The 24,346-nt window shown below is 70.4% G+C and carries 23 protein-coding genes; 11 read left to right on the top strand and 12 right to left on the bottom strand.

Annotation, left to right across the window (positions count from 1 at the left end):
- Positions 1-26: 26 nt before the first annotated feature.
- A complete protein-coding gene (gene dacB, locus FEZ32_RS06610; protein ID WP_244937818.1) occupies positions 27-1,397 on the bottom strand; it encodes a D-alanyl-D-alanine carboxypeptidase/D-alanyl-D-alanine endopeptidase in 1,371 nt (456 codons plus the stop codon).
- Between the two features lie 175 nt (positions 1,398-1,572).
- Here dacB and FEZ32_RS06605 point away from each other — a divergent pair, with 175 nt between their 5' ends.
- Both FEZ32_RS06605 and FEZ32_RS06600 read left to right on the top strand, forming a co-directional pair.
- Positions 1,573-2,133, top strand: coding sequence for an inorganic diphosphatase (locus tag FEZ32_RS06605; protein ID WP_097798292.1), 561 nt, complete (start codon positions 1,573-1,575; stop codon positions 2,131-2,133).
- Positions 2,134-2,279: 146 nt separating this feature from the next.
- Positions 2,280-3,296: a TRM11 family SAM-dependent methyltransferase gene (locus FEZ32_RS06600; protein ID WP_138680265.1), complete on the top strand. Its 1,017-nt coding sequence runs from the start codon at positions 2,280-2,282 to the stop codon at positions 3,294-3,296.
- 40 nt (positions 3,297-3,336) lie between these two features.
- Here the strand turns inward: FEZ32_RS06600 and FEZ32_RS06595 are convergent, their stop codons facing one another.
- A complete protein-coding gene (locus tag FEZ32_RS06595) occupies positions 3,337-4,338 on the bottom strand; it encodes an acetylxylan esterase (protein ID WP_138680264.1) in 1,002 nt (333 codons plus the stop codon).
- Positions 4,339-4,458: 120 nt separating this feature from the next.
- Between FEZ32_RS06595 and FEZ32_RS06590 the strand changes: the two genes are divergently transcribed.
- The gene (locus FEZ32_RS06590; RefSeq protein WP_138680263.1) at positions 4,459-4,947 is read left to right on the top strand and encodes a SixA phosphatase family protein; all 489 of its coding nucleotides are present in this window, start codon (positions 4,459-4,461) and stop codon (positions 4,945-4,947) included.
- 48 nt (positions 4,948-4,995) lie between these two features.
- Here FEZ32_RS06590 and FEZ32_RS06585 read toward each other — a convergent pair whose 3' ends face one another.
- The gene (locus FEZ32_RS06585) at positions 4,996-5,775 is read right to left on the bottom strand and encodes a hypothetical protein (RefSeq protein ID WP_097798289.1); all 780 of its coding nucleotides are present in this window, start codon (positions 5,773-5,775) and stop codon (positions 4,996-4,998) included.
- A 116-nt stretch (positions 5,776-5,891) separates the two neighbouring features.
- On the opposite strand from FEZ32_RS06585, the gene FEZ32_RS06580 reads away from it, so the two are divergent.
- From FEZ32_RS06580 to FEZ32_RS06570, 3 genes are all read left to right on the top strand, one after another.
- A complete protein-coding gene (locus tag FEZ32_RS06580) occupies positions 5,892-6,842 on the top strand; it encodes a serine hydrolase (RefSeq protein WP_138680262.1) in 951 nt (316 codons plus the stop codon).
- Positions 6,843-7,054: 212 nt separating this feature from the next.
- Positions 7,055-8,362, top strand: coding sequence for an ammonium transporter (locus tag FEZ32_RS06575; RefSeq protein ID WP_338028410.1), 1,308 nt, complete (start codon positions 7,055-7,057; stop codon positions 8,360-8,362).
- Positions 8,359-8,697: a P-II family nitrogen regulator gene (locus FEZ32_RS06570; protein ID WP_028702192.1), complete on the top strand. Its 339-nt coding sequence runs from the start codon at positions 8,359-8,361 to the stop codon at positions 8,695-8,697. The genes FEZ32_RS06575 and FEZ32_RS06570 overlap by 4 nt, the downstream gene beginning before the upstream one ends.
- 210 nt (positions 8,698-8,907) lie before the next feature.
- Here the strand turns inward: FEZ32_RS06570 and FEZ32_RS06565 are convergent, their stop codons facing one another.
- The 9 genes from FEZ32_RS06565 to FEZ32_RS06525 all read right to left on the bottom strand — a co-directional run bounded on the left by FEZ32_RS06565 (position 8,908) and on the right by FEZ32_RS06525 (position 18,850).
- A complete protein-coding gene (locus tag FEZ32_RS06565) occupies positions 8,908-9,744 on the bottom strand; it encodes a serine hydrolase (RefSeq protein WP_028702193.1) in 837 nt (278 codons plus the stop codon).
- The gene (locus FEZ32_RS06560; protein WP_138680261.1) at positions 9,741-10,799 is read right to left on the bottom strand and encodes a C45 family autoproteolytic acyltransferase/hydrolase; all 1,059 of its coding nucleotides are present in this window, start codon (positions 10,797-10,799) and stop codon (positions 9,741-9,743) included. Before FEZ32_RS06560 ends, FEZ32_RS06565 begins: the two co-directional genes overlap by 4 nt.
- Positions 10,796-11,671 carry a serine hydrolase gene (locus FEZ32_RS06555; RefSeq protein ID WP_138680260.1) on the bottom strand — a complete coding sequence of 292 codons (876 nt, stop codon included), beginning with the start codon at positions 11,669-11,671 and terminating at the stop codon, positions 10,796-10,798. Before FEZ32_RS06555 ends, FEZ32_RS06560 begins: the two co-directional genes overlap by 4 nt.
- Before the next feature lie 64 nt (positions 11,672-11,735).
- Positions 11,736-12,194: an Lrp/AsnC family transcriptional regulator gene (locus tag FEZ32_RS06550; RefSeq protein WP_127822634.1), complete on the bottom strand. Its 459-nt coding sequence runs from the start codon at positions 12,192-12,194 to the stop codon at positions 11,736-11,738.
- A 1-nt stretch (position 12,195) separates the two neighbouring features.
- Positions 12,196-13,266, bottom strand: a complete 1,071-nt coding sequence (locus tag FEZ32_RS06545; RefSeq protein ID WP_138680259.1) for a S66 peptidase family protein — start codon at positions 13,264-13,266, stop codon at positions 12,196-12,198.
- Positions 13,263-14,921 carry an ATP-binding cassette domain-containing protein gene (locus tag FEZ32_RS06540; RefSeq protein ID WP_138680258.1) on the bottom strand — a complete coding sequence of 553 codons (1,659 nt, stop codon included), beginning with the start codon at positions 14,919-14,921 and terminating at the stop codon, positions 13,263-13,265. The genes FEZ32_RS06545 and FEZ32_RS06540 overlap by 4 nt, the downstream gene beginning before the upstream one ends.
- 3 nt (positions 14,922-14,924) lie before the next feature.
- Positions 14,925-15,731, bottom strand: coding sequence for an ABC transporter permease (locus FEZ32_RS06535; protein ID WP_236082195.1), 807 nt, complete (start codon positions 15,729-15,731; stop codon positions 14,925-14,927).
- Positions 15,732-15,847: 116 nt separating this feature from the next.
- Complete coding sequence (locus tag FEZ32_RS06530; protein ID WP_028702200.1) at positions 15,848-16,879, bottom strand: ABC transporter permease; 1,032 nt, start codon at positions 16,877-16,879, stop codon at positions 15,848-15,850.
- Between the two features lie 126 nt (positions 16,880-17,005).
- On the bottom strand, positions 17,006-18,850 hold the full coding sequence (locus FEZ32_RS06525) for an ABC transporter substrate-binding protein (RefSeq protein WP_028702201.1): 1,845 nt from the start codon (positions 18,848-18,850) through the stop codon (positions 17,006-17,008).
- A 442-nt stretch (positions 18,851-19,292) separates the two neighbouring features.
- On the opposite strand from FEZ32_RS06525, the gene FEZ32_RS06520 reads away from it, so the two are divergent.
- From FEZ32_RS06520 to FEZ32_RS06500, 5 genes are all read left to right on the top strand, one after another.
- Positions 19,293-20,177, top strand: coding sequence for an aminodeoxychorismate lyase (locus FEZ32_RS06520; RefSeq protein ID WP_232020912.1), 885 nt, complete (start codon positions 19,293-19,295; stop codon positions 20,175-20,177).
- Positions 20,178-20,181: 4 nt separating this feature from the next.
- Entirely contained in the window at positions 20,182-21,279 is a 1,098-nt protein-coding gene (locus FEZ32_RS06515; RefSeq protein ID WP_138680257.1) for a dipeptidase, read from the top strand.
- The gene (locus tag FEZ32_RS06510; RefSeq protein WP_036980532.1) at positions 21,279-22,001 is read left to right on the top strand and encodes a type 1 glutamine amidotransferase; all 723 of its coding nucleotides are present in this window, start codon (positions 21,279-21,281) and stop codon (positions 21,999-22,001) included. Before FEZ32_RS06515 ends, FEZ32_RS06510 begins: the two co-directional genes overlap by 1 nt.
- The gene (locus FEZ32_RS06505; protein ID WP_217496632.1) at positions 21,998-23,611 is read left to right on the top strand and encodes a serine hydrolase domain-containing protein; all 1,614 of its coding nucleotides are present in this window, start codon (positions 21,998-22,000) and stop codon (positions 23,609-23,611) included. The genes FEZ32_RS06510 and FEZ32_RS06505 overlap by 4 nt, the downstream gene beginning before the upstream one ends.
- A gap of 148 nt (positions 23,612-23,759) precedes the next feature.
- Entirely contained in the window at positions 23,760-24,335 is a 576-nt protein-coding gene (locus FEZ32_RS06500) for an NADPH-dependent FMN reductase (RefSeq protein WP_138680256.1), read from the top strand.
- Positions 24,336-24,346 lie beyond the last annotated feature (11 nt).

Below are 24,346 nucleotides of genomic sequence, written 5' to 3'. Positions count from 1 at the left end.
CGCGTGCGACCGCAGTCGGGCCCGGGTCACGGCGTGCAGCCGCAGGAGGCCAGTGCCGACCAGGCGGAGTCCAGCCAGGTGTGGGCCGCGGTCGGGTCGGCGGAGTTGTTGAGGATGAGCGCCGCGACGACCACCCTGCCGTCGGCGGTGCGCACCCATCCCGACAGCGCCGAGACGCCGGTGAGGCTGCCGGTCTTGGCGTGCACGAGTCCTCGTCCGGCCACCTCGCCCGGGCTCTGGAAGCGGGCCGACAGGGAGCCCGAGACCCCGGCCACCGGAACCAGGTCGGCAATCGGTTCGGTCCGCGAGGTGCGCAGGGCGTAGCGCCAGGCCCGCTCCAGCATGGTGGCGCTCACCCGGTTCCCTCGCGACAGTCCGCAGCCGTCCTGGATGACGGCGCCGGACCCCCAGGCGCCCATCCGGGTGAGGTGCTGCTGGAGGGCCGCGGCGGCCCCGGCGAAGGTGGCGGGCTTGCCGGTGGCGATCGCCATCTGGTGGCTCAGCACCTCGGTGGCGGCATTGTCGGAGGACAGCAGGGCCCTCTTGAGCAGGTCCTCGGCGGTGGCCGACTGGACGGCCGCCACCGTGCTGTCGCCGCTGGCGGCCTTGGTGGCGGCCGGCGTCCCGGAGACGGTGATGCCTGCCGCCCGCAGCTGGCCGGCGAACACCTGGGCGGCCTGCAGGGCGGGAGTGGTCGAGCGGGCGCCGGACCCGCCCGGCATCCCCTCGTCGACCCACAGCGCACTGATGTGGGTCACCTGGTCGGCGTAGCTGGCGCTCCAGCCCGGGTTCCAGTTCGGACCGGAGAACAGCGACGCGTCGTAGCCGAGGGTCACCGAGGAGACCCCCTGCTTCTTGAGGGCTGCGGCGGTGGAACGGGCCAGATTCAGCGTCGAGGCGAACTCGGGGTAGGCCGTGGAGGGGACCGACTGGAGGTAGGGGTCGCCGCCCCCGACCAGGGTGAGGGCGACCGGCGTCCCCCCGGATGCCGGGGTCGAGCCGGATGCGGCGGCAGCAGGCGAGGAACTCCCGCCCGAGCGGACCACCTTGGTGGTGAACCGGGTGCCGGCGTCGACGGCGTCCAACAGGGCGATACCGGTGAGCACCTTGAGGTTGGAGGCGGGGATCAGCATCGCCCCGGGATCGCGCGAGTACAGAGTGGTGCCGCTGCTGAGGTCCACCGCGACTCCGCCGAGGGTTCCACTGGGGGCCGGCTTGATCGCGGCGATCCGGGCGGCCACCCGGGCGGGATCCGCCGGCACACTCGAGTTGGGCTGCGGGGTCGCCGCGCCCACCACTCCGTTGCCTCCGGGACCGCCCGCATCAGGGGTCGGCGAGTACAGACCGGAGGGCAGTGCGGAGGCCGAGGCGGGGCGCATCAGGCCGACGGCTGTCATCACGGGTTTCCCCCAGATTGCGCTGGCACCTGCTAGAACTGCTAGCACAAGTGTGAGAATGAGAAAACGCGCAGACTGAGACAACCGCCAACGATGCTTCGCCACCCGGCCTCCTCCTCATCACTGGGGATACAGTTTCCGCCATCCGAGCGTCCAGCACAAGAGAGGGTCAACAGTGACCGACGACTTTCAGAACTTCTTCCCCACCCAGAAGCCCGAGGGTATGACCTTCGACGTGACGATCGAGATTCCACGGGGAACGAAGAACAAGTACGAGATGGATCATGAGACCGGTCGCATCCGTCTGGACCGCACCCTGTTCACCTCCACCCAGTACCCCTACGACTACGGGTACATCGAGGGAACCCTCGGCGAGGACGGCGACCCGCTGGACGCGATGGTGCTGCTCCAGGAGCCGACCTTCCCCGGATGCCTCATCGAGTGCCGGGCCATCGCGATGTTCCAGATGCAGGACGAGATGGGCGGTGACGACAAGGTGCTCTGCGTGGCCACCGCCGATCACCGCCGCGACTACCTGCGCGACATCGACGACGTCGGCAACCTCACCCTGATGGAGATCGAGCACTTCTTCACGGTCTACAAGGACCTGGAGCCCGGCAAGTCCGTCGAGGGCGCCACCTGGACCGGCCGGCTGCTCGCTGAGGCGGAGATCGACAGCTCCTTCGACCGCGCCAAGGGCACCCCCTACGAGCACCACCAGGTGAACCTCGCCTGAGCCGGACCGACTCGGACTGATGACTCAGCTGGAATGACGGAGAGGGCTGGAATGACGCAGAGGGGGAGGCGACTCCCTCCTCCTGCGCCGGGGCTCGCTGACCCCGCTCGGATCCCCGGCGCACGGGTGCGTGCCAGAATGTGGCGGTGCCACGTTGTCTCATCCTTCTCGCCCCCTCGGCCAACCACGTCTACGCGGGCCAGTCCCCCGAACTGTCATCGGCCGAGCTGACCCTCATCTGCCCCGGGATCGGCACGGTCGCCCCCACACAGCTGGCCGGGGTGGACTACCTGGCGGCCGACGTCGACCCCCTGGAGGGCCCGCAGCTGGCGACGATCTCGCGGGCATCGGCGACGATGGCCTGCTACCTCGTCGAGGGAGATCTGCTGCGCCCGGTGGCGCTGCCCCGCACCGACCTGGTCGACGACGACCTGGTCACCATCCCGAAGTACCAGGGCAAGACCAATGAGCAGTTCACCCGGCTGCTGCTCAACGTCACCCTGGCCGGTCTGGAGGCCGGCCCGGCCCGACGCCGCGACGACGGACAGCGACTGGCGATCCTCGACCCGATGTGCGGACGGGGCACCACCCTGTCGACCTGCTGGCTGGAGGGTCACGACGCCTTCGGCATCGACGACGACGCCAAGGCCCTCGAGGCGATGGCCGCCCACCTGTCGACCTGGCTGCGCCGCAAGCGGCTCAAGCACACCACCCGGGTCTCCAAGCTGCGCCGCGAGGGACGCTCCCTGGGCAAGCGGTTCGACGCCGAACTGAGACTTCCCGGCGTCGAACCGCTCACCATGGCCGCGCTGCCCGGCGACACCCGCGACTCGGCGGAGCTGTGGGGGCGCAAGACCTTCGACGCGATCGTCACCGACGCCCCCTACGGCGTCGTGCACGGGGCCCACACCGGCTCCGGCGCCCACCGCTCCCCCGCCGGCCTGCTCGCCGAGGCCGTCCCGGTCTGGGCCTCCCAGCTGCGCAAGGGTGGGGCTCTGGGCATGTCGTGGAACACCCACGGACTGTCCCGGGAGGATCTGGAGTCGATCCTCGCCGAGGCCGGGCTGACCCCGCTCACCGGCCCCCAGTGGTCCCACTTCTCGCACCGGGTGGACTCCTCCATCCAGCGCGACCTGGTGGTGGCCGTCCGGCCGGTGGACTGACGTCCCACCCCGCGGTACAGCTACCGGCTACCGGACAGGGCTACCGCAGGATCTGGTCCAGCAGCCCCAGCTGGTTCCAGGTCTGGACCTCCTCGCCGGCGGGGTGCTCGGCGAAGGGGTACACCGTGATGTCCTTGGTCACCCCGCCGGCCGCACCGGCCCACGCGTTGTAGGCGGCCCAGGCCGTCGACGGCGGGCAGGTGGCGTCCATCATCGCGACCGAGAACAGCGCCGGGGTGCTGGCCCTGCGGGCGAAGTGCACGATGTCGAAGTGGTTGAGGGTCTGGAAGGCCCGCGACACCAGGTAGGGGTGGGTCCGCAGCCAGCAGACCACCTCCAGGTAGGGCCCCGAGGCGGCCAGGTCCACCGACCGGCGGATGCACGACAGAAAGGGCGAGTCGACGCACGCCACACTCACCGGGATACCGGCCATCGCGGCCAGCCCGGCCACCGCGGCGACCTGGGCGCCACCCTGCGAGTGGCCGACCAGGGCCACCCTGGTGGGGTCGACGAGGTCCAGCGATCGGGCCACCTGAAGGGCCCGGAAGGCGTCGACGTAGAGGCGCCGGAAGTAGTGGTTCGCCGGATCGTCGAGATGGGGGGTCATGAATCCGGGGGCTCCGGACCCGCCTCCCCAGGGGCCGTCGTCGGGGGCGGTGTCGACGACGGTCGGGTGGGCCCAGCCCTGGCCGCGCGGGTCGACGACGATGTGCGCATAGCCGGCCGCCGCGAAGGGGGTCGCGAAGGGCACCCGGCGCGAGGAGCTGTACCCCTTGTACTGGACGACGACGGGCAGCGGACCGGTGGCCCCGGCCGGTGCGTGCAGCCAGGCCGACACCGGCGTCCCCAGGTATCCGTCGAATCTGAGATCCCAGGTGTCGACGACCCGCTGACGGTTGTCGAAGGGGGTCAGCGAGGTGTTGAGGGGGAGCCTCTCGTGCTGGTCCAGGGTGGTCCCCCAGAAGGACTCGAAGTCCTCGGGCTCGGGGATCTCGGGGCGGAAGTCTCGCGACTGCTCCAGCGACAGATCGGTCAGCGGCATGGCCTCATCGTAACGAGCCGCCACCGGGTCGCTGCTGCTCCGGGTGCTGGTGTCCCGGCTGCTGCTTCTCCGGCTGCTGTTGTCCCCGGGGGCGCAACGGCCCCGTGACAGGATGGCCGGGTGCACACACTGTTCCTGCTGCGACATGCTCAGCCCGCGCACAGTCCGGTCACCGGGTCCGGCGACTCCCAGCGTCCGCTCACCGCGGTGGGACGCCGACAGGCCGCCGAGGTGGGCCGATCGCTCGAGCTGCGCGGGGTCGACCTGACGCTGTGCTCCTCGGCCCTGCGCACCCGCGAGACCTTCGAGGCCACCGGACTGAGCTGCCCGGTGGAGGTGATGCGGGCCCTCTACTCCTGCGGGGTGGACACCATGAGGCAGCGGATCTCGGAGGTCGGCGAGGAGGTGTCCACCCTGCTGGTGGTCGGCCACGCGCCGACCGTTCCGGCGCTGGCGGCCGAGCTGTCGTCGGAGGATCCGGTCCGGTCCGAGGAGATCGCCCGCTGGTACCCGCCGGCGACCCTCACCGAGATCTCCCTCGACTGGCCCTGGGACGGGGTTCTCGACCCCTCCCGGACCGGAGTCCTGCGCGGGATCCAGCGCCTCTGAGTCGAACCCGCTGAGGGGATCGGTGGCCGACCAGTGGGTCGGCCCGGCTCAGGCCGCTCCGGGCACCGCCGGGGCGGAGACCGTTCCCGTCGGCGGCAGCGGTTCGACGGCCTTGGAGGTGAATCCGCTGAACACCCACCAGACGAGACCGGCCAGCACTGCCAACGCGACCAGCAGAATGATCACCAGCAGCGGGACCAGCCGTCTGTTCTCGCTCAGCTCCGGGCCGTGGTGGAGGCTCGGCGGCTCGGGTGCCGGCCGAGGAGCAGGTGGCGCGTTGAAGACCGGCGCCGGAGACTCACCGGGAGCTCGGACCGCCTGGGCGTACTCGGCCTGAGGGTCGCGGAACCAGGTGGAGGGCAGGCTGCCCTCCTGGTGGTGCCCCTGGGGACGCGGCACGACCCGCGAGGAGGGTCGCGACGGGCTCTGATGCGGTGTGGGTGGGTTGAGCAGCCGGGGCGCCTCGTCGGGTGCCGACTGCCCGATGACCTGAGTCATCTCGGAGTCCTGCTCGCGACCGGGGGCCGGCATCACCGGCATCACCCTTGTGGCGTCCGGATCGTCGGAGCCGCCCGCACCGAGGGCGCCGAACGCCGGGATCACCCGGGTGACGGCCTCATCGGGAGGTCCCGGGGGCACCGCAGCCGACGGACCCGGCAGGCCGGAGTGAGGAGTGCCCGGGAGGGTGGGGCGACGCACCCGAGGACGGGTCAGATCGGGGGACTCCTGGCGGGCCAGGGCGTCCAGAGCCGGGTCGGTCAGCCGCACAGCGCCGGCCAGACGCAGGTCGAGGGCGCACCTCGGACAGGTGGTCTCCAGAGCCCCCAATCGGGCTCCACACCTCGCGCAGAACACGTGGAGTGCCCCCTTCTGTCATCCCGATGATCCAGAATACAAGGGTGCCCCCGTCTTCTCCGACCAGAATCCCACAGGACCGGCGCGCCATGCGCACCCTCGTCGTGGCAGTCGTCGTCGCGGTGATCGCCGCGGCGGCGATCCTGGCAGCGACCCGGGCCGGCCACCGAGGCGGCTCGGCGTCGGGTTCCCGGCACCCCTCCGGGGGCCCTGCGACGGCCCTGGCCACCCGCCCCTCCGCCGGCCCGCACTCACAGCAGACTGCCACCACGCATAGTCCTGCCGATTCCCGCAGCCCCGCCTCCCCCGCCCCTGCACCGGCCAGCGCGGCCGTGCACGCGGTCAGCACCTCGACCGGTGCCGCGATGGGCCTGTCCATCACCCCGGTAGGCTCCACCGGCCGGCCGTGGACCTCCGGGACCCTGGGCGCCGGCGCGGCCTGGTCGACCATCAAGGTGCCGCTGGTGATGGCCTCGCTCAGCGCCGGCACCGCCACCCTCGGGGACGCCGATGTCCGGGCCGCCATCATCTCCTCCGACAACGCGGCCGCCGAGCGACTCACCCGACGGCTCGGCACCGACGCCGCCGCCGCATCCGCGGTGAAGGCCCAGCTGGTGGCCCGCGGGGACACCACGACGGTCCCGGCCAGGGTGCGCACCCGGCCGGACTTCTCGGTGCTCGGACAGACCTCATGGCGTCTCGACGACCAGGCCGCCTTCCTGGCCACCGCCGCCTGCCGGCCGCACGACGCCGGCCTGCTGAAGCTGATGGGCCAGATCGAGCAGGACCAGCGGTGGGGGTTGGGGACCCTGCCGGGAGCCCGGTTCAAGGGCGGCTGGGGGCCCGACACCTCGGGGCACTATCTGGTGCGCCAGGTGGGCCTGGTGACCGTCTCGGGACGCAGCTACGCGGTCGCGATGGCGGCACGGGCCCCGGACGGGAGTTTCGCCGCCGGCACCGCCGCCCTCGATCAGTTGGCCACGCGGCTTCCCGCCCTGGTCAGGGCCCTGCCGGCAGGTGCCGCGAAGGGACGGTGCTGAAGGACGGTGCTGAAGGGCGGTGCTGACGGCGTCCCGCCGCCGGCCGGAACGTCCGTCCCGGCGTGCTCTGTAGCGTGTCCGTAACACGCCCTGCCAAGCTGTCACACGCCGGTAACAGCGACTGAACTGCTCCGCAACGCAGCGCCTCAAGAATACGGGGCATGACACCACTACCTATCCTTGAGATCAGCGCGGGTGATACCGCCTGGGTCTTGGCGAGCGCCTCACTCGTGCTCCTGATGACCCCGGCACTGGCGTTCTTCTACGGAGGCATGGTGCGCGCCAAGGGCGTGCTCAACATGCTCATGATGACCGTGATCCCGATGGCGACCGTCGCCGTCCTGTGGATCCTCTTCGGATTCTCGATGGCCTTCGGCGATGCCAAGGGCTTCAGCGGCAACCCCTTCCAGTACATGGGAATGCACGGTGTGATCGGCCAGGAGGTCGGCACCATCCCGATGTACGCCTTCGCGGCGTTCCAGTCTGCCTTCGCCATCATCGCCGTCGCCCTGGTCGCCGGCGCTGCCGCCGACCGGATGAAGTTCTCCGCCTGGATCGTCTTCAGCGCCCTGTGGGCGATCCTCTGTTACTTCCCGGCCGCCAACTGGGTGTTCGGCACCGGCTGGATCCTCAACAAGATGCACGCCGTCGACTTCGCCGGTGGCACCGCGATCCACATCAACGCCGGCGCCGGGGCTCTGGCCCTGGCAATCGTGCTGGGCAAGCGCGTCGGATTCGGTTCCAAGCCGATGCGCCCCCACAACACCACCATGGTGATGCTGGGCGCCACCGGCCTGTGGTTCGGCTGGTTCGGGTTCAACGCCGGTTCGGCGCTGGGCGCCAATGAGGTGGCCGGCTACGCCTGGATCAACACCCTGCTGGGTGCCGGCACCGCCTTCCTCGGCTGGATCCTCGTGGAGCGGATCCGCGACGGACACCCCACCACCCTGGGCGCCGCCTCCGGCATGGTCGCCGGCCTGGTCGGCATCACCCCCGCCTGTGCCGCGGTCTCCCCGCTCGGCGCGATCGTCGTCGGCTTCCTCTGCGGCATCGTCTGCGCCCTGGCCGTCGGACTCAAGTACCGGTTCGGCTATGACGACTCCCTCGACGTCGTCGGCGTCCACATGGTCGGCGGCTTCGTCGGCACCGTGCTGATCGGCTTCCTCGGCGATCCGAACTACATGGCCCTGGGCCACGAGGGATCCCTGGAGGCCAACGGCTCCGGACTGTTCTACAGCGGCTCCGCCAAGCTTCTCGGCATCCAGCTGGTCTGCGCCCTGGCCGTCATGGTCTACAGCTTCGTGGTGAGTTTCATCATCGCCTACGCCATCAAGAAGACCATGGGCATCCGGATCACCACCAAGCAGGAGCTCACCGGCATTGACCTGGTGGAGCACGCCGAGGCCGGCTACGACCTGTCCAACGTCCGCTACACCTCGATGCGGATCCGCGACTCCCTCGTGGTCCCGTCCTCCTCCAGCAGCTCCAAAGACTCCGACAAGACGGGAGCGAAGGCATGAAACTCATCACAGCCATCGTCCAGCAGGCAGCCCTGGAGAACGTCCAGGTCGCCCTCGCGCAAGTCGGAATCGCCGGAATGACGATCTCGGAGGCCAGCGGCTACGCCCGCCAGCGCGGCCACGTCGAGGTCTACCGCGGAGCCGAGTTCACCATCGACTTCGTCGAGAAGGTCCGCATCGAGATCCTCAGCAGCGACACCGCCTGGGAGGAGATCACCAAGACCATCTGCGACGCAGCCCGGACCGGTGAGATCGGCGACGGCAAGGTCTGGGTGACCCCCATCGAGGAGGTCATCCGGATCCGCACCGGCGAGCGTGGAGATGCCGCCATCTGACCCACACGCCGAGCCGGTCATGGACGCCATGACCGGCTCGGCGTCTCCGCGCCCGTGAGGCGCACCACAATCCCCCCGTCCCGTCACAGAGTCTGTGTGGTGTCCGGTTCCTCGGACTCCCGCGTGGTGTCAGACCTCCGTGTCGGGGCGGGCCTCGCCGTCCTTCCCCGGCACCAGCCCGACGGGACGCCGGCCGCTGAGCCCGGCGGCTCAGCCGGCCAGCTCGGTGCGCAGCGCCCGGCCGACGTCGGCCATCGCGGCGAGCACCTCGTCGCGCACCCCCTCGCCCATCTGCACCGAGCGGTCCCAGTTGGCCAGCACCGCGTAGCCGATCCGGCGCCGGGGACTCATCACCACCCCGATGTCGGCGCGCACCACGCCGATCGTGCCGGTCTTGTTCCACAGCCAGATGTCGCGGTCGAAGTAGTAGTGGGCCAGCGGGTCCAGACCGAAGGCCGAGGCGACCATCGACAGATCCATCCCGGCCCCCAGCCAGCGCTGCAGGACATCGGCCGAGGAGCGCGACAGGTCCTGGCCGCGGGCCAGCCGGGCGCAGAACCGGACCAGCTCGGCCGCCGTCCCGTGGGACAGGGTCCTCGGGGCGCCGGGCGGGATCGGCCAGCGCACGCAGTCGTCGAGCCCGGAGTCGCGGTACCCCAGCTCCCGGGTGTGCTGCTGGACGACGTCCAGCCCGATCACCCGCACCAGGGTGTTGGTGGCCGCGTTGTCGCTGACCGCTCCGATGAGGGCGGCGACGTCGTAGAGGCTCAGGTCGTTCTGCTGCAGCAGGTACCACAGCCCGGAGTTGTCCATCCACTCCGCCGGACGCCGGGTGACGCGGTCCTCCAGGCTGCGCCGGCCGGCGTCCACCTCGTGCAGCAGCCGGTGCAGCATGAAGATCTTGCCGACGCTGGCGGTGTCCTGGACGCGGTCGGGATCCAGTTCGGCGAGCAGTTGGCCGGAGTCGATGTCGACCGCCCGGGCCGACCAGCGCACCCCCGCCACCTCCCGCAGTCTCTGCGGGATGTCTCGACAACTGATGGTCATGCGGTGATCCTCTCCCCGGTGGCGAAGGCGCTCAGCACCCCGCACCACGCCGGGCCCTGCGTCTGGACCCAGATCCGGTCGGCTACCGGGTCGACCACCGTGGTGGCGAAGGTGTAAAGGCCCTCGCTGCGGTTGAGGACCCCCTCGCTGCGCAGCGCGGCCAGCACATCGGTGGCCGACCCGACCCGCGGCGAGACGGCCCGCAGGCGTGCCACCCGGGTGCGGGACTCGGCCAGCCACCGGTCGTCGGGTGCCACCGCCAGGCCGGGCCGGGTGCCGTCGACCATCCGCAGGTGATTGGTGTGACGCAGCGCCCCCGCGCCGGCCCTCTGACAGGCCTGGCGTCCGGCGGCGTTCTCGATGATGTCGGCCCGCCCGCCGGGCCCGTCGGCCACGTCGAAGGCGAACCCGCCGGCGCAGGGGACCTCCGTCAGGGCCGCGCGGGCGGCCTGACCGGTCGACTGTCGCTGGGCGTGACGGGCCACCAGGTGGCGTCCGGCGCCTCCGGTGAGAGGAGTGCGCACCGGGACGTGGTCCATCCCGAAGCTGAGCCCCGCCGAGGTGGTGACGAAGGAGTTGGCCGGCAGCATGCCGGGGTACCACACCACCGTCATCGCGGGGTCCCCGTCGATCCGCAGGCTCACCAGCCTCACCAGCGGGGCCAGCTCGCGGTCGCCGTCCTCGTTGTGGCCCATCCACAGCCCCTGGCCGTCGGCGGCGCACAGGTCCGAGCAGCCGGTGCCGTCGCGGCCCAGGTCGCCCCGCAGGTTCAGTGCCCACAGCTCCTCGGCCGGCACCCCGGCCCCCGCCGCGAGCCAGTCCAGCTCCTGGGACTCGACGGGCAGCAGTCTGCGGGTCGAGGCGACCACCGCCTCGAAGACCGGGCGGCTGGGGCCGGTGGCGCGCTCCACCAGCCCGGCCCAGCTGGGCAGCGCTCGCCAGGCGGCGATCTGGTCGGCGTGGGCGCGTCCCAGATCGGTCATCGCCTCGGCGCGGGAGCCGCTGATGAGGGTCCACTCCAGACCCGAGACCTCGGGCAGCCTGGTGATACTCATGACAGCCCCGCGTCCTCGCGCGCCAGACCCGTGACATGGTGGCGGATCTGCTCGCCGATGGCCCGCATGGTGTCGACGGCGGCGGCCCGCAGATCGGTGCCGTCGGCCCAGTTGGCGGCCACCGCGTAGGCGACCCGGCCGGCCGGCCCGGCGAGATGTCCCACCTCGATCCGGGCGGTGTCGATGGAGCCGGTCTTGTGGTGCAGCACCATCTGCTGGTACTCCGGGCCGACATGGGCCAGCGGGTCGAGCAGGAAGGAGTCGGCGAGCATCGAGGTGTCGGTGTCGGCGGCCAGCCAGGTGAGGACCCGGGAGCGCACCGGATCGCTCAGCAGCTCGGCGCCGGGGTGCTCGGGGGCCGATCCCTCGCCGAGCCGCCGGATCAGATCGGCCAGTTCTGCGGCGCAGCCGAAGGATGTGGTCCAGGGGACCTCGGGGGTCCGCTCGTTGCGGATGTAGTCGAGCATCTGGGTGTGCTGGTAGCCGAGCTCCCGCGCGACGGCGTGGACGGCGTCCATCCCCACCAGATGGGCCAGCGCATTGGTCGCGAGGTTGTCGCTGACCGCGCCGACCAGCAGTGCGGCGTCGACGACGGTGAGCCGCTGGTCGCTCATCCGGTAGAGCAGGCCGGAGTCCTCGACCCTCAGCTCGTCAGGGATCTCGATCCTCTGGTCGGAGGCCAGTCGGCCGTCCTGGAGCCGGTTGGCGACCTCCACCAGCAGGAAGAGCTTGCCGACACTGGCGGTCCGGCAGACCTGGGTGGGAGTGTGCTCGGCCAGCACCGGGGCGGCCGAGCCGGGCTCGGCGGTGGCGTCCAGAACCTGGATCGACCAGGTGATCCGGGGGTCCAACGGGGGCAGCACCACAGACATTGAGTTCCTTCTCCTCGAGGGGAGGAGGCCACTCCCCCTCCCCGGTCAACCAGACGTCCGCAGGCTAGACCTTCGGGGCCACCACGCGGTCGAAGTGGGAGCGCAGCACCATCGTGGTCCGGGTGCGGGTGTGCACCGCCGAGCGGATCTGGTTGATCACCTGCTCCAGCTCCTGGGCGTCGCCGACCCGCACCAGCACCAGATGGGTGGCGTCCCCGGCGACCGACCAGCAGGACTGCACCTGGCTGATCTTCTCCATCGCCAGGGGCACCTCCTCGTCCAGGGACGGGTCGGCGTAGATCTCGACGATGGCGGCCAGCGGACAGCCCAGGGTCTCCGGGGAGACCAGGGCGCGGTAGCCGGTGATCGCGCCGATCTCCTCCAGCCGGCGGACCCGGGTCTGGACGGTCGAGACCGACAGCCCGGTGGCCTCGGCCAGCGCCGACAGCTTCGCGCGGCCGTCGGAGGCCAGCAGCGCCAGCAGCCGGTGGTCCTGGCGGTCCAGTCCCTCACCGCGGGGCATCTCAGTCCCCGGCTCCCGGTCGCTGCGGGCGGCCGACACTCAGTCGCGGTTCCCGGCCGACCGCCAGGTCCAGCACCCCGGTGACATTGAGCGGGACGCTGAGGGCCTCGGGATCGTGGCCGAAGCCCTGCTCCCACAGCACCGGCACCCCCAGTCCCGTCAGGTACTCGGCCATCAGGGCACGAACCTGGTCGGGCGGGGCGCAGTCGTGCCAGGATCCCAGCACGATCCCGCAGGCGGCCGCCAGCCGACCACTGCGAGCCATCTGGATCATGAGATTGTCGAGCCGGTAGAGGTCCTCCTCGATGTCCTCCAGGAAGAGGATCTCGGGCTGGTCCCCGGTCCGGGCGACGGCCTCGGGAGCCCCGATACCGGCGGCCAGCAGGGACAGGTTCCCACCCCGGAAGCTGCCGCAGACCCTCCCGGGCACCAGCACCTCGGCGCGCGGCCCGACGATCTGGCGGTTCCGCCAGGGCTCCAGGAGCCAGCGGCCGACGTCCTGGCGGATCGCCGCGGAGTCTCTGAAGACGTCATTCCCCGGCATCGGGCAGAACAGGCTGGGTACTCCCAGATGGAACCGGAAGGCCTCGTGCAGGGCGGTGATGTCGCTGGAGCCGGTGAGCAGCTTCGGACGGCCGTCACGACGAGGGGTGGCCGCGGCCATCCGGGCCCAGTCGATGCCGTCCAGCAGCCTCATCGCCCCGTATCCGCCGCGCACGCACACCACGGCGTCGACCTCCGGGTCGGTCCAGGCCTCCACCAGATCGGCCCGGCGCAGCTCGTCGGACCCGGCCAGGTAGTCGGCCCGGGAGTCGCGGGCCAGGATGTGGGCCGCCACCCGGACGCTGAGCCCCCAGCCCTCCAGGTAGCCCACCGCCCGCTCGACGCTCTCGGCACTGCTGGGCCCCGAGGGGTCGACCAGCTGCACGACGTCTCCGGACTGCAACGGCGGTCGGTCCAGGTAGGCCTGGGGCCACCCGGCCACCCGGCCCGCACGGCCTGACGGGGCCGCCGGGTCTGCCGGGGTCGCCGGGGTCGCCGGAGCCGGCTCCTGGATGGTGGGAGAGGTCATGCCGCTGCCCTGCCTCGGATGCTCGGGGCGGCCGCCAGCAGGGTCCGGGTGTACTCGTGCTGCGGGTGGAGCAGCACCTCCTCGGCGGGCCCGTGCTCGACGATCCGCCCCTGGTACATCACCGCGACGGTGTCGGCGATGTTCCAGGCCAGACCCAGGTCATGGGTGATCACCAGGGCGCTGAGCCCCAGCCGTTCGCGCAGCGACAGCAGCAGGGCCAGGATCTCGCCCCGGACCGAGGCGTCCAGGGAGGCCACCGGCTCGTCGGCGACCAGCACCTCCGGGTGGATCGCCAGCGCACCGGCGATCACCACCCGCTGGAGCTGACCGCCGGACAGCTCCTGGGGGATGGCTCCGACATAGCGTTCTGCGGGGATCAGCTCGGCGGACTGCAGGGCCTCGGCGACCCTCTCCTCCTCACTGCCGCTGAAGTGCTGGACGCGCAGCCCCTCGGCCACCGACTCGTAGACGCTGAGCTTGGGGTTGAGCGCCGCCGAGGGGTCCTGGAGAACCATCTGGACCTGCCGGCGGAAGGCGCGGACCGCCCTGCTGCGGGTGGGCAGATCGGCCCCGCGGAACTGGATGGTCGACCCGTCGTCGGCGGGCTGGAGGCCCAGCACGGTTCTGGCCAGGGTGGACTTGCCCGACCCGGACTGACCGACCAGGGCCAGGATCTCGCCGTTGTGGATGGTGAGGTCGACATCCTTGACAGCGTGCACCGGGGTGCGCCCTGCCCGGTAGGTGACATTGAGGCCGTGGGCCTCCAGCAGCACCTCGTCAGTCATCGTGTGGCGCTCGTCGACGGGCGGCCTGGGGGCCTGCTCCCGGCGGGTGACCGGGTGCATCCGCGATGCCGGGTCGCCGATCACCGGGAAGGCCGAGGCCAGCTGCTGGGTGTAGGGCTGCTTGGGGTCCAGGCAGATCTGCTGTGCCGGACCCACCTCGACCAGCCCGCCGTCCTTCATCACCGCGATCCGGGAGCAGGCGGTGGCCAGCACCGACAGGTCATGGCTGATCATCATCAGCGAGATGCCCCGCTCGTGGACCAGCTCGTTGATCATGTCGAGAATCTGCTTCTGGACGATGACGTCCAGGGCGGTGGTCGGCTCGTCGGCCACGATGATGTCGGGTTCGCAGGCCAGCGCCATCGCGATCATGATCCGCTGCTTCTGGCCCCCCGACAGCTCGTGCGGGTAGGACTCGGCCTTCTCGGCGGGCAGGTCGACGACCTTCATGAGGTCCTTGACCCGCTGCTTGCGCGCCTTCTCGGTGGGCCACCGGTCGGTGACGTGGAGCTCGAGGGCCTCCAGGATCTGGCGGCCCACGGTGTGCACCGGGTTGAGGGAGTGCATCGCACCCTGGAAGATGATCGAGGCCTCCGCCCAGCGCACCGACCGCAGCTTGCCGAAGGACAGGTCGGCCACATCGGTGTCGCCGATCCGCACCGATCCGGTGAGGGTGGCATTCCTGGGCAGCAGCCGCAGCACGCTCATCGCCAGGGTCGACTTGCCCGAACCGGACTCCCCGGCCACCCCGAGGGTGCCGCCGGCCGGCAGGTCCAGGCTGACATGGCGCACCGCGTGCACCTGCCCGCGGTCATGGCGTCCCGAGGTCTGATAGGTGATCGAGACGTCGTCGAAGATGAGATCGGGCATGGCTCATCGGCTCCTCAGGGTTGGGTTGACGATGGTCTCCACGGCCCGGCCCACCAGGGTGAAGGCCAGCACGACGAGGAGGATGGCCAGGCCGGGGATGAGGACGTACCACCAGTAGCCGCTGGTGGCCGCCGACAGGTCCATCGAGTTCTTGAGGATGGTGCCCCAGGACTGCTTGGAGGGATCACCCAGACCGAGGAAGGACAGCGTCGACTCGGCGATGATCGCCGACCCGACCGTCAGGGTGGTGTTGGCCAGCACCAGCGGCATCACCGCCGGCAGCAGGTGTTTGAAGATGATGTGCCAGTGCCCACCGCCCAGCACCCGGGCCCGTTCGACGTAGTCGCGCGACTCGATGGACAGGGTCTGGGAGCGCACCACCCGGGCGGTGCCGGCCCAGGAGGTGAGGCCGATCGCGATGACGATCGTCATCACGCCGCGTTCCAGCACCGAGGACAGCACGATCGCCAGGATCAGCGAGGGCAGCACCAGGAAGAAGTCGACGATCCGCATCAGCAGACCGCCCACCCAGCCGGTGAAGTGGCCGGCGGCGATCCCGATGATGGTGCCGATGATCATCGACATCGCGGTGGCCGCGAAGCCGACCACCAGGGAGACCCGGGACCCCCACAGCATCCGCACCCACAGTTCCCGGCCCTGGTCATCGGTGCCGAAGGGGTGGGCCCAGGAGGGCGGGGCGTATCGCGGGCTCTGGAGCAGCTGGGTGAGGTCGAGCATCCGGGTCGGGGCCAGCACCGGGGCCAGGATGGCCAGGATGATGATGACGACCAGGATCCCCAGGCCGATCATGCCGGCCTTGTAGTGCCGGAACTCCCGCCAGAACTCGCGGGCGGAGGCCGCCCGCCGGCTCCACGCCATGGCGCGGGCCGAGCTGGTCGGGGAGGTCGGGGTCGATGTGGTGGCGCTCATGCCGTCCTCACCCTCGGGTCGAGCTGACGATAGACGAGATCGGCGAGCAGATTGGTCACGATGATGATCGCCGAGAAGACCACGAAGGTCCCCTGGAGCAGCGGCAGGTCCGGTCCGCTGATCGCCTCATAGGTGAGTTTTCCCAGACCGGGCCAGGAGAACACCGTCTCGACCGTCACGGCACCGGCGATCAGCCCGCCGATGTGCATGAAGACCAGGGTGACGGTCGGCAGCAGGGCGTTGGGCACCGCGTGGCGGCTGCGCACCTTGTCCTCGCGCAGGCCCTTGGCCCGGGCGGTGGTGAGGTAGTCCGCGCTCATCTCCTCGATGAGGGAGGCGCGCATCACCATGACGTACTGGGCGTAGACGACGGCGACCATCGTGATCACCGGGAGCACCATGTGCGAGGCGACGTCGAGGACCTTGTCGAAGGTCCCGGTCGGTGGTGAGGGGCTGGTCATCCCGCCGGTCGGGAACCAGTGCAGGGAGCCGCCGAAGACCATCAGCAGCAGCAGGGCGAGCCAGAAGGTGGGCACCGACCAGAACACCAGGGAGGTGCCGGAGGTGATCCGGTCGAACCAGGAGCCGTGCTTCCAGGCCGACCTCTGGCCCAGCCACAGTCCCAGCGCGATGGCGATCACCGCGGCGGTCCCGGTGAGCAGGATGGTGTTCCAGAAGTACTCCCCGATGAGGCTGGCGACCGACTGCTTGTACACATAGGAGTCGCCGAAGTTCAGGGTGAAGACGTTGACCAGGTAGTTCCAGAACTGGACGATCATCGGCTTGTTGAGGCCGAGCTGTTCGCGCAGCTGGTCCATCTGGGCCGCGCTCATCGGACGCTCCTTGGCCATCCGGGCCACCGGGTCGCCGGGGATCAGCTTGAAGGCGAAGAAGCCGAGCAGGATCACCAGCACCATCGAGATCGCCGCTCCGCCCAGCTTGGACAGCAGGTATCGGATCGCCGGGACGCCGCGCGGCGGCTCGTCGGTCTCCTGGGCGGCGACCGTGGGGGTGAGGGCTGTGCTCATGACGGCTCCTTCAAAGTTGTGCAGTGGCGTGGCGCGCGGGCACCGGCGCACAGGGGGCGGTGCGGCGTCACGCCGGCAGGAAGATCGGGGACGCCGGCGCGCTGGCCGGCGTCCCCGATCTGTGGATCACTCGGTCTCGTCGGCGTGACGACGCCGCACGAGCACCCAGACGACGCCGGCGATCACCAGGACCGCGACGACGATCCCTCCGACGATCAGTCCGGTGTGCGAGTTGGACGCGTTGTTCGAACCGCTCACCGGGGCCACCGTGAGGTAGCCCCAGTAGCCGGCCTGGTTGGCGATGATGCCGCCCTTGGCGGGCTGCAGCTCGAATCCGGTGAACCGGTCGGACCGGTAGGCCTCCAGCGAGTTGGCGTACCAGATCGCGATCTGCGGGGTGTCGGTGTAGTTCTGCGCCAGCATCTTCTGGACGATCGCGCGGCGCTGGGTCTCATTGAGCTCGGCGCGTTGGGCGGCGTACATCTTGTCGAAGTCCGGGTTGCAGTAGCCGTCCTGGGTCGTGCCGCCGGTGCCGTCGGTGCGGGTCGGACGCGAGTCGCAGGTGTTGATGCCGAGCTGGTAGTCCGGATCCGGGTTGATGCTCCAACCCGAGAAGTACATGTCGTAGTTGCCCTTGATGGTCCGGTCGGAGATCGTGTCGGAGTCGCTGGACTGCACCTGGAGATCGATGCCGACCGACTTCAGCCACGGCTTGAGGTAGTCGGCGCTGGTCTGCTCGGTCGGATCGCTGGAGTCGACGAGCAGCCGGAGGCTGAGCTTCTGGCCGCCCTTGGCGCGGATCCCGTCGGGGCCGACCTTCCAGCCGTCCTCGTCCAGGGTCTTCTTGGCCGCCGCCGGGTCGTACTTGATGATCGCCGGGTCGGTGGTGGGCAGGCTCCACTTCGGGAAGGAGGAGGGGATGAAGCTGGTGGCCTCGGCCCCCTGCCCGTTGAGCACCTTGGCCAGCAGGGTCTTGTTGTCGATGGCCTGACGCAGGGCGTGACGGACCTTGACATCCTTCAGGGCTGCCGCACCGGTGCCGAAGGGCTTGTTGTCACGGGTCTGCATGCCGACGTTGAGGCTGATCGAGGTGTACCGGCGGCCGGTTCCGGAGTGGGTGGTGACTCCGGAGGCGCCCTTGAGGGCGTTGAACTGGGTCGACGACAGCCCGGTGACCAGGTCGACGTCACCGGAGCGCAGGGCCTGCACCTGGGCGTCGGAGTTCGTGTAGTAGATGTACTGCAGCCCGGAGACCTTGGGGGCGCCCCGCCAGAAGTTGGGGTTGGCCTTGAAGGTGATCGACTGGTTGGCCTTGTAGCTGGCCAGCTGGAAGGGGCCCGAGCCCACCGTGTTCGACTCATTGGCGAACTTCGCCGGATCCTTGACCTTGGACCAGACGTGCTGGGGGACGATCGGGATCTCGACGCCGGGGTTGGGGGCCTGCGGTGCCTTGAGGTTGATCACGACGGTCTTGGCGTCGGGGGTGTCGACGCTGGCGAAGTTGCTCACCAGGTTGCCGTTGGCGACCGCCATGTCGGGAACCTTCATCATCTGCTCATAGGTGTACTTCACATCGGCAGAGGTGATCGGCTGACCGTCGGACCACTTGAGGCCGTCCTGGAGGGTGTAGGTCCAGGTCTTGCCGTCCGAGGAGGTCTTCCAGGAACCGGCGAGCCCCTTGGTCGGCGAGCCGTCCGTCTGGTCGTTGGCGACCAGGTTCTCGTACATGTACCTGATCGCGTTGGTCGGCAGCAGGTAGATCGAGGTGAAGGGGTTGAAGCTGTCGACGAATCCCGAGGTCGCGATCCTCAGCACGCTGGGGCTCGCCGAGCTCGACGCCGCGGGAGAGGAGTCCGCGCGGTCCTGGCTGGGTGCCGCCTGAGCCACCCCCCCGATCGAACCGGCGGCAAGCAGGGCACCTGCCACCAAGGAGGCGGACACGGTCCTCAGGCCGCGTGATCTGGTACGCATCTGGTCATCCTTCGTCCAAGAAGCGGAGCCCACCGCGGGCCCCGTAGAGCAGTGATCTGAACGCATCACACCACGTCCGACGCATGAACATGCGAGTTATTACAAGACTTTTACCTGACCGAGACATAGCGGAACCATCTCCAAACCAGGAATGAATCCTGTCCTGAAGGTACTATGTCGGATTTATTCCGGATGTGGTGAGGCATCTCAGATCGTGAGGCGTCAGATCCGGACCGCCGGGAGTCCCTGAGCGGGTCGATCGCGATCCCTGCCGAACCCCTATCATCTCCGGCAGAGGGTGCCCATCCGGACACCTTCGTGAGGTGACTATCCAACACGTATCCTCTCGTTGCGGACAGTCCCGACAGGTCTGGACCGGGTCTCACGCCCCGATCGCCCAGTCCCGGCCCTCACACGCTCAGTCCTCCTGCACATCGTCAGAATGGGAACCACCATGAAGCCGTTGATCCTGAACTTCCTGGACCTCTCCACCCCGGAGGGGTCGTTCGCCCGCCGCGAGCCCGACGAGGCACTCATCCGGGTCGACAATCTGGGCATCACCCGGGGAGACGGGATCTTCGAGACGGCTGGCGTCATCGAGGGCGTGCCGCTGGCCCTGGAGGCCCACCTGGCCCGGTTCGCCCGCTCGGCGAGCATGCTCGACCTGCCCGAGCCCAACCTCGACCTGTGGCGTCGCGTCGTGGTGGACACCGCCCACCAGATGGCCGACGCCGGGGTCCTCACCGGCGTCAAGTTCTGCATGACCCGCGGCATCGAGGGGGAGGTCTCGGCCCCCACCGGATGGGCGCTGGGATTCATCGCCGACGACCCGACCGCGGTCCGCCGCGACGGGATCGACGTCGTCAAGCTGGACCGCGGCTTCCGCCACGACGTCGCCGAGACCTCGCCCTGGCTGCTGCAGGGGGCCAAGACGCTGTCCTACGCCGTCAACAAGTCGGTGCTGCGCGAGGCCGAGCGCCGCGGCGCCACCGATGTCATCTTCACCAGCACCGACGGCTACATCCTCGAGGGGCCCAGCTCCTCCCTGGTGGCGCGGATCGACGGCGTCTACGTCACCCCGCCGCCGAGCATGGGGATTCTCCCCGGAACCACCCAGGGAGACATCTTCACCTGCCTGGAGCGTCGCGGTCTGGCCACCCGCGTCGACGCCGTGAAGGTCGCCGACCTGGACCGCGCCGATGGGGTGTGGCTGTGCTCCAGCACCCGCGGCGCCGCCCCGGTGCGCACCATCGACGGCAATGCGGTCCCGCTGGACCACGCCGCCACCGAGCTCATCAACGGCGACCTCGACGCCAGGCGGTCCTGATCGCGTGATCGGCGTCATCGACGGACACAACGACCTCGCCTGGGCCTGCCGCGAGAAGCGCGGCTACCGGGTCGACGGGCTGGACGGGACCGACGGCCCGGTCGCGGGCCTGCACACCGACCTGGCGCGGCTGAGAGCCGGGCAGGTGCAGGGGCAGTTCTGGTCGGTGTGGGTCGACCCGGTCCTCGATGGCGCCGAGCAGGTCACCGCCACCCTCGAGCAGATCGACTTCGTCCACCGGCTGGTGGCCGCCCATCCCGACCGGCTCGAACTGGCCCGCACCGCCGAGGAGGCCCGCCGGGCGGCCGCCCGCGGCCGAATCGCCTCCCTCATCGGGGTGGAGGGGGGAGCGCAGATCGGCGGTTCCCTCGCCGTGCTGCGCCAGTACGCCCGGCTGGGGGCCCGCTACATGACCCTCACCTGGTCGCGCACCACCGACTGGGCCGACTCCGCCACCGACCTGCCGCGCCATGCCGGGCTGACCGCCTTCGGCCGCGACGTGGTCGCCGAGATGAACCGGATCGGGATGCTGGTGGACCTGGCCCATGTGGCGCCGTCGACGATGCGCGACGCCCTGGCGGTGGCCACCCGTCCGGTGATGGTCTCCCACTCGGCGACCGCGGCGCTGTGCGACCATCCGCGCAATGTGCCCGACGACGTCCTGGCCCGGATCGGATCGACCGGCGGGGTGGTGATGGTCGCCCTGGTGCCCTCCTTCGTGAGCCAGGCGCGCCACGACTGGGTGGAGGCCGGCGAGATCGGCGAACCGCCGGCCGTCGGGATCGCCGATGTCGCCGACCAGATGGACCACGTCCGCGAGGTGGCGGGGATCGACGCGGTCGGGATCGGCGCCGACTACGACGGCACCGGGTCGATGCCCGAGGGCCTGGAGGACGTCTCCCACTACCCCGATCTGTTCGCCGAGCTGTCGCGACGCGGCTGGTCGGAGACCGACCTGGCAGCCACCGCCCACGGCAATGTGCTGCGGGTGCTGGAGGCCAGCGACCCCGACTACCGGGCCTTCCTGGCCGGGACGGCCGGCCAGCCAGACCCGCACGCCATCGTCCCGGCCGTCGACACCTTCACCAGGGAGCAGCACTGATGCACACCGCACCCACCGTTCTGGTGGTCGTCAACTCACCGACCTCGGGGCCCCGCAGGCTGCGGGGCTGGCTGGAGGCCGACGGACTGGAGATCTGCCAGCGGCTGGCCTCCGAGGGGCTGCCCGAGGACCTGTCGGGGATCGACGGCCTGATCATGCTCGGCGGCGGGCTGATGCCCGACGAGTTCGACCGGGCGCCCTGGCTGCGCGGGGAGCGGACCCTGGCCCTGTCGGCCATCGCCGAGGACCTGCCCACCCTGGGGATCTGCCTGGGCGGTCAGCTGCTGGCCGACGTCGCCGGCGGCCAGGTGCGCGCCAGGACCGGACCCAAGGAGCGCGGGGCGACCCTCATCCACGCCACCGCGGACGGTGCCTCGGACCCCGTCATCGGCGGTCTGGGCAGCGGCACCCCGATGATCGAGAACCACCAGGACATGATCACCGAGCTGCCCCCCGATGCGGTCCTGCTGGCCTCCTCGAAGGCGCTGGCGAACCAGGCCTTCCGGCTCGGCGACCACGTCCGCGGACTCCAGTTCCACCCCGAGGCCAGTGCCGAGAGCCTGGCCGGCTGGGACGAGGCGGCGCTCACCGCCGACGGGTTCTCCCGCGACGAGCTGGTCGCCGAGGCCCAGCGGGTCGACGCCGTCAACACGGCCGCCGCCCGACGGCTCGTCGACGCCTTCGCCGCCGAGGTGAGGGCCGCCTTCGAGGAGCGGCGGTGAGTCCGGCCGGGCGGCTGGACCCGGCCGGGGCGCTGCGCTGCCCGGTCGGGGAGCCCTGGCAGCCCCCCTCGGGGTTCGCCGAGATCTGCCAGCAGGTGCTCGCCGCCCAGCTGGACGCCGCGACCCTGGCACTGGCGCCGTCGTGCGTTGCCGCGATCACCTGGCGCGGCCGCGTGGTGGCGGTGCACACCAGCGGCCAGCCGCGGATGGACGGTGCACCGGCCGGGCCCGGCACCGTCTACCGGATCGCCTCGATGTCGAAGTCCTTTCTCGCCGCCGCCGCACTGTCGCTGCGCGAGGACGACGTCCTGAACCTGGACCGGCCCGCCCGCGAACTCATCGGCGGACTCGAGTCCGCCCGGTTCGGTGCCGGAGGTGCCGGATCGGTGCCCTTGGACGCCACCCTCGACGAGCTGCTGAGCAACCGCTCGGGGATCGCCGAGGACAACCCGTGGGGTGACGAGCACCTGGCCGAACCGCGGGAGTGGATGGCCGACCGGGTGGCCGAGGGACTGCGCCTGAGCGCCTTCCCCGGCACCGTCTACCAGTACTCCAATCTCGGCGTCTCCCAGACCGGCCGAGCCATCGAGGCGGTCACCGGGATCCCGGTCGAACAGGTCGTCCGGGAGCGGATCCTCGACCCGCTGGGCCTGTCGGCCACCCGGGCCGATCCCTCGATGTACCCCGACGGCACCGATCTGGCGCGGGGGTTCCGCACCTTCGACGACGGATCCCACTTCCGGCCCGAACCCTTCGTGGGGTCGGGGGCGCTGGGCTGCATCGGCGAACTGTTCAGCACCGTCGGCGACGTCGCCAGCTGGATGCACTTCCTCGGATCGGCCTTCGACGAGATTCCCGACCCGGGTCTCGAGACCGTCCTGTCGGCCTCCTCGCGGCGTCGGATGCAGACCGGCCACACCCTGATGCGAACCACCGAGTGGCCCTTCGCGGGACGTCGACTGGACGGCGCGGGATACGGCTACGGACTGATCTGCGAGCTCGACCACCGGTTCGGGCGGGTGGCCCAGCACTCCGGAGGGCTGCCCGGGTTCTCCTCCCACATGCGCTGGCACCCCACCACCGGGATCGGCGTGGTGGTGATGGCCAACTCGGACTCCTTCGGCGCCTGGCGTCCGGCCTCGGCGATCCTGAGCACCGTGCTGGACGCCGTGGGGGGCCCCTCCGCCCGGGTGCGGGTGTGGCCAGAGGCCCTCGAGGCGGCATCCCGGATGGAGCGCACCCTGGTCTCGGGCGGAAGCCTGGAAGATCTCCTCGAGCCGGTCCCCGACACCGGCCTGCTGTCGCGCAATGTGCTGCGCGACGTCCCCTGGGCGGTGCGCTCGCAGCGGCTGGCGGCGCTGACCGACCAGGCCGGCCCGGTGCAGGAGAACCTGCCCCCGCTGGCCGAGAGGATCCTCACCGCGCCGACCCCGGCCGCGCTGCGCTGGGCGGTGCCCTGCCAACGGGCCACCTTGGTCTGCGACCTGCGGATGGTCGGACTGCACCACCCCGTGGTCCAGGCGATCGACACCCAGCTCGCCGGCCCCGACGGGCGCAAACCCGCCGGCGAGCAGAGTCTGGCCCAGGATCACATCCAGGTGCTCATCTGAACCTTCCTGCGGGTTCGACACGAGCGGGATTCGACCTGCGGGATCGACGCGGCGCCGGAATAGGGGCAGAGTAGATGACGTTTCACCTATTCGGTTGGGCTCGCCCCCGGCCGCAACCCCCTGTGAACCGTCACCGAAAGGCAACGATATGAAGATCGGCATCATCTCCGGGTCCGTGCGGCAGGGCCGCAACTCCGCCCACGTCGCGCGATGGGTCGCCTCCAGCGTCAAGGATCTGGGACTGGCCGACGTCGACTTCGAGGTCGTCCCGCTGGCCGACTACCAGCTGCCGGCCTTCGACTCCCCGATCAGCCCGATGGCCGCCACCGAGCCCTTCGAGAACCCGGAGGTGGCCCGTTGGGGACGCACGATCGCCTCCTTCGACGCGTACATCCTGGTCACCCCGGAGTACAACCACTCCGTCCCCGGCGCCCTGAAGAATGCCGTCGACTGGCTGGGTCGCGAGCTGCACGGCAAGCCGATCGCCTTCGTCTCCTACGGGGCCGACGGCAGGGTGCGCGCCACCGAGCACTGGCGTCAGATCGTGGCCAACTTCGAGATGATCGACATCCGCTCCAGCATCGCGCTGGGGCTGTTCACCGACTTCGACAAGGACGGCATCGCCCCGCAGCCGCGCCGCGCCGCCGAGATCGCCACCCTGGCGAACTCCCTGGTGACCACCACCCGCCGCTGGCAGCGCGACCTCACCAGCCAGGCCGCCTGAGGTCCAGGGCC

This window comes from Acidipropionibacterium jensenii (genome assembly GCF_005890135.1).
Taxonomy (GTDB): domain Bacteria; phylum Actinomycetota; class Actinomycetes; order Propionibacteriales; family Propionibacteriaceae; genus Acidipropionibacterium; species Acidipropionibacterium jensenii.
Note: the sequence above shows the minus strand (reverse complement) of the source record. Positions and strands in the feature narration are given on the sequence as shown.

Bases quoted from the DNA above. Each gene is read 5' to 3' on its own strand.
- FEZ32_RS06550 (WP_127822634.1), bottom strand. From the start codon at position 12,194: ATGCCCCGCGGTGAGGGACTGGACCGCCAGGACCACCGGCTGCTGGCG.
- FEZ32_RS06520 (WP_232020912.1), top strand. From the start codon at position 19,293: ATGGGAACCACCATGAAGCCGTTGATCCTGAACTTCCTGGACCTCTCC.
- FEZ32_RS06540 (WP_138680258.1), bottom strand. From the start codon at position 14,921: ATGCCCGATCTCATCTTCGACGACGTCTCGATCACCTATCAGACCTCG.
- FEZ32_RS06555 (WP_138680260.1), bottom strand. From the start codon at position 11,671: ATGTCTGTGGTGCTGCCCCCGTTGGACCCCCGGATCACCTGGTCGATC.
- FEZ32_RS06525 (WP_028702201.1), bottom strand. From the start codon at position 18,850: ATGCGTACCAGATCACGCGGCCTGAGGACCGTGTCCGCCTCCTTGGTG.
- FEZ32_RS06580 (WP_138680262.1), top strand. From the start codon at position 5,892: ATGCGCACCCTCGTCGTGGCAGTCGTCGTCGCGGTGATCGCCGCGGCG.
- FEZ32_RS06500 (WP_138680256.1), top strand. From the start codon at position 23,760: ATGAAGATCGGCATCATCTCCGGGTCCGTGCGGCAGGGCCGCAACTCC.
- dacB (WP_244937818.1), bottom strand. From the start codon at position 1,397: ATGACAGCCGTCGGCCTGATGCGCCCCGCCTCGGCCTCCGCACTGCCC.
- FEZ32_RS06535 (WP_236082195.1), bottom strand. From the start codon at position 15,731: ATGATCGGCCTGGGGATCCTGGTCGTCATCATCATCCTGGCCATCCTG.
- FEZ32_RS06510 (WP_036980532.1), top strand. From the start codon at position 21,279: ATGCACACCGCACCCACCGTTCTGGTGGTCGTCAACTCACCGACCTCG.
- FEZ32_RS06595 (WP_138680264.1), bottom strand. From the start codon at position 4,338: ATGCCGCTGACCGATCTGTCGCTGGAGCAGTCGCGAGACTTCCGCCCC.
- FEZ32_RS06565 (WP_028702193.1), bottom strand. From the start codon at position 9,744: ATGACCATCAGTTGTCGAGACATCCCGCAGAGACTGCGGGAGGTGGCG.
- FEZ32_RS06545 (WP_138680259.1), bottom strand. From the start codon at position 13,266: ATGACCTCTCCCACCATCCAGGAGCCGGCTCCGGCGACCCCGGCGACC.
- FEZ32_RS06530 (WP_028702200.1), bottom strand. From the start codon at position 16,879: ATGAGCACAGCCCTCACCCCCACGGTCGCCGCCCAGGAGACCGACGAG.
- FEZ32_RS06560 (WP_138680261.1), bottom strand. From the start codon at position 10,799: ATGAGTATCACCAGGCTGCCCGAGGTCTCGGGTCTGGAGTGGACCCTC.
- FEZ32_RS06570 (WP_028702192.1), top strand. From the start codon at position 8,359: ATGAAACTCATCACAGCCATCGTCCAGCAGGCAGCCCTGGAGAACGTC.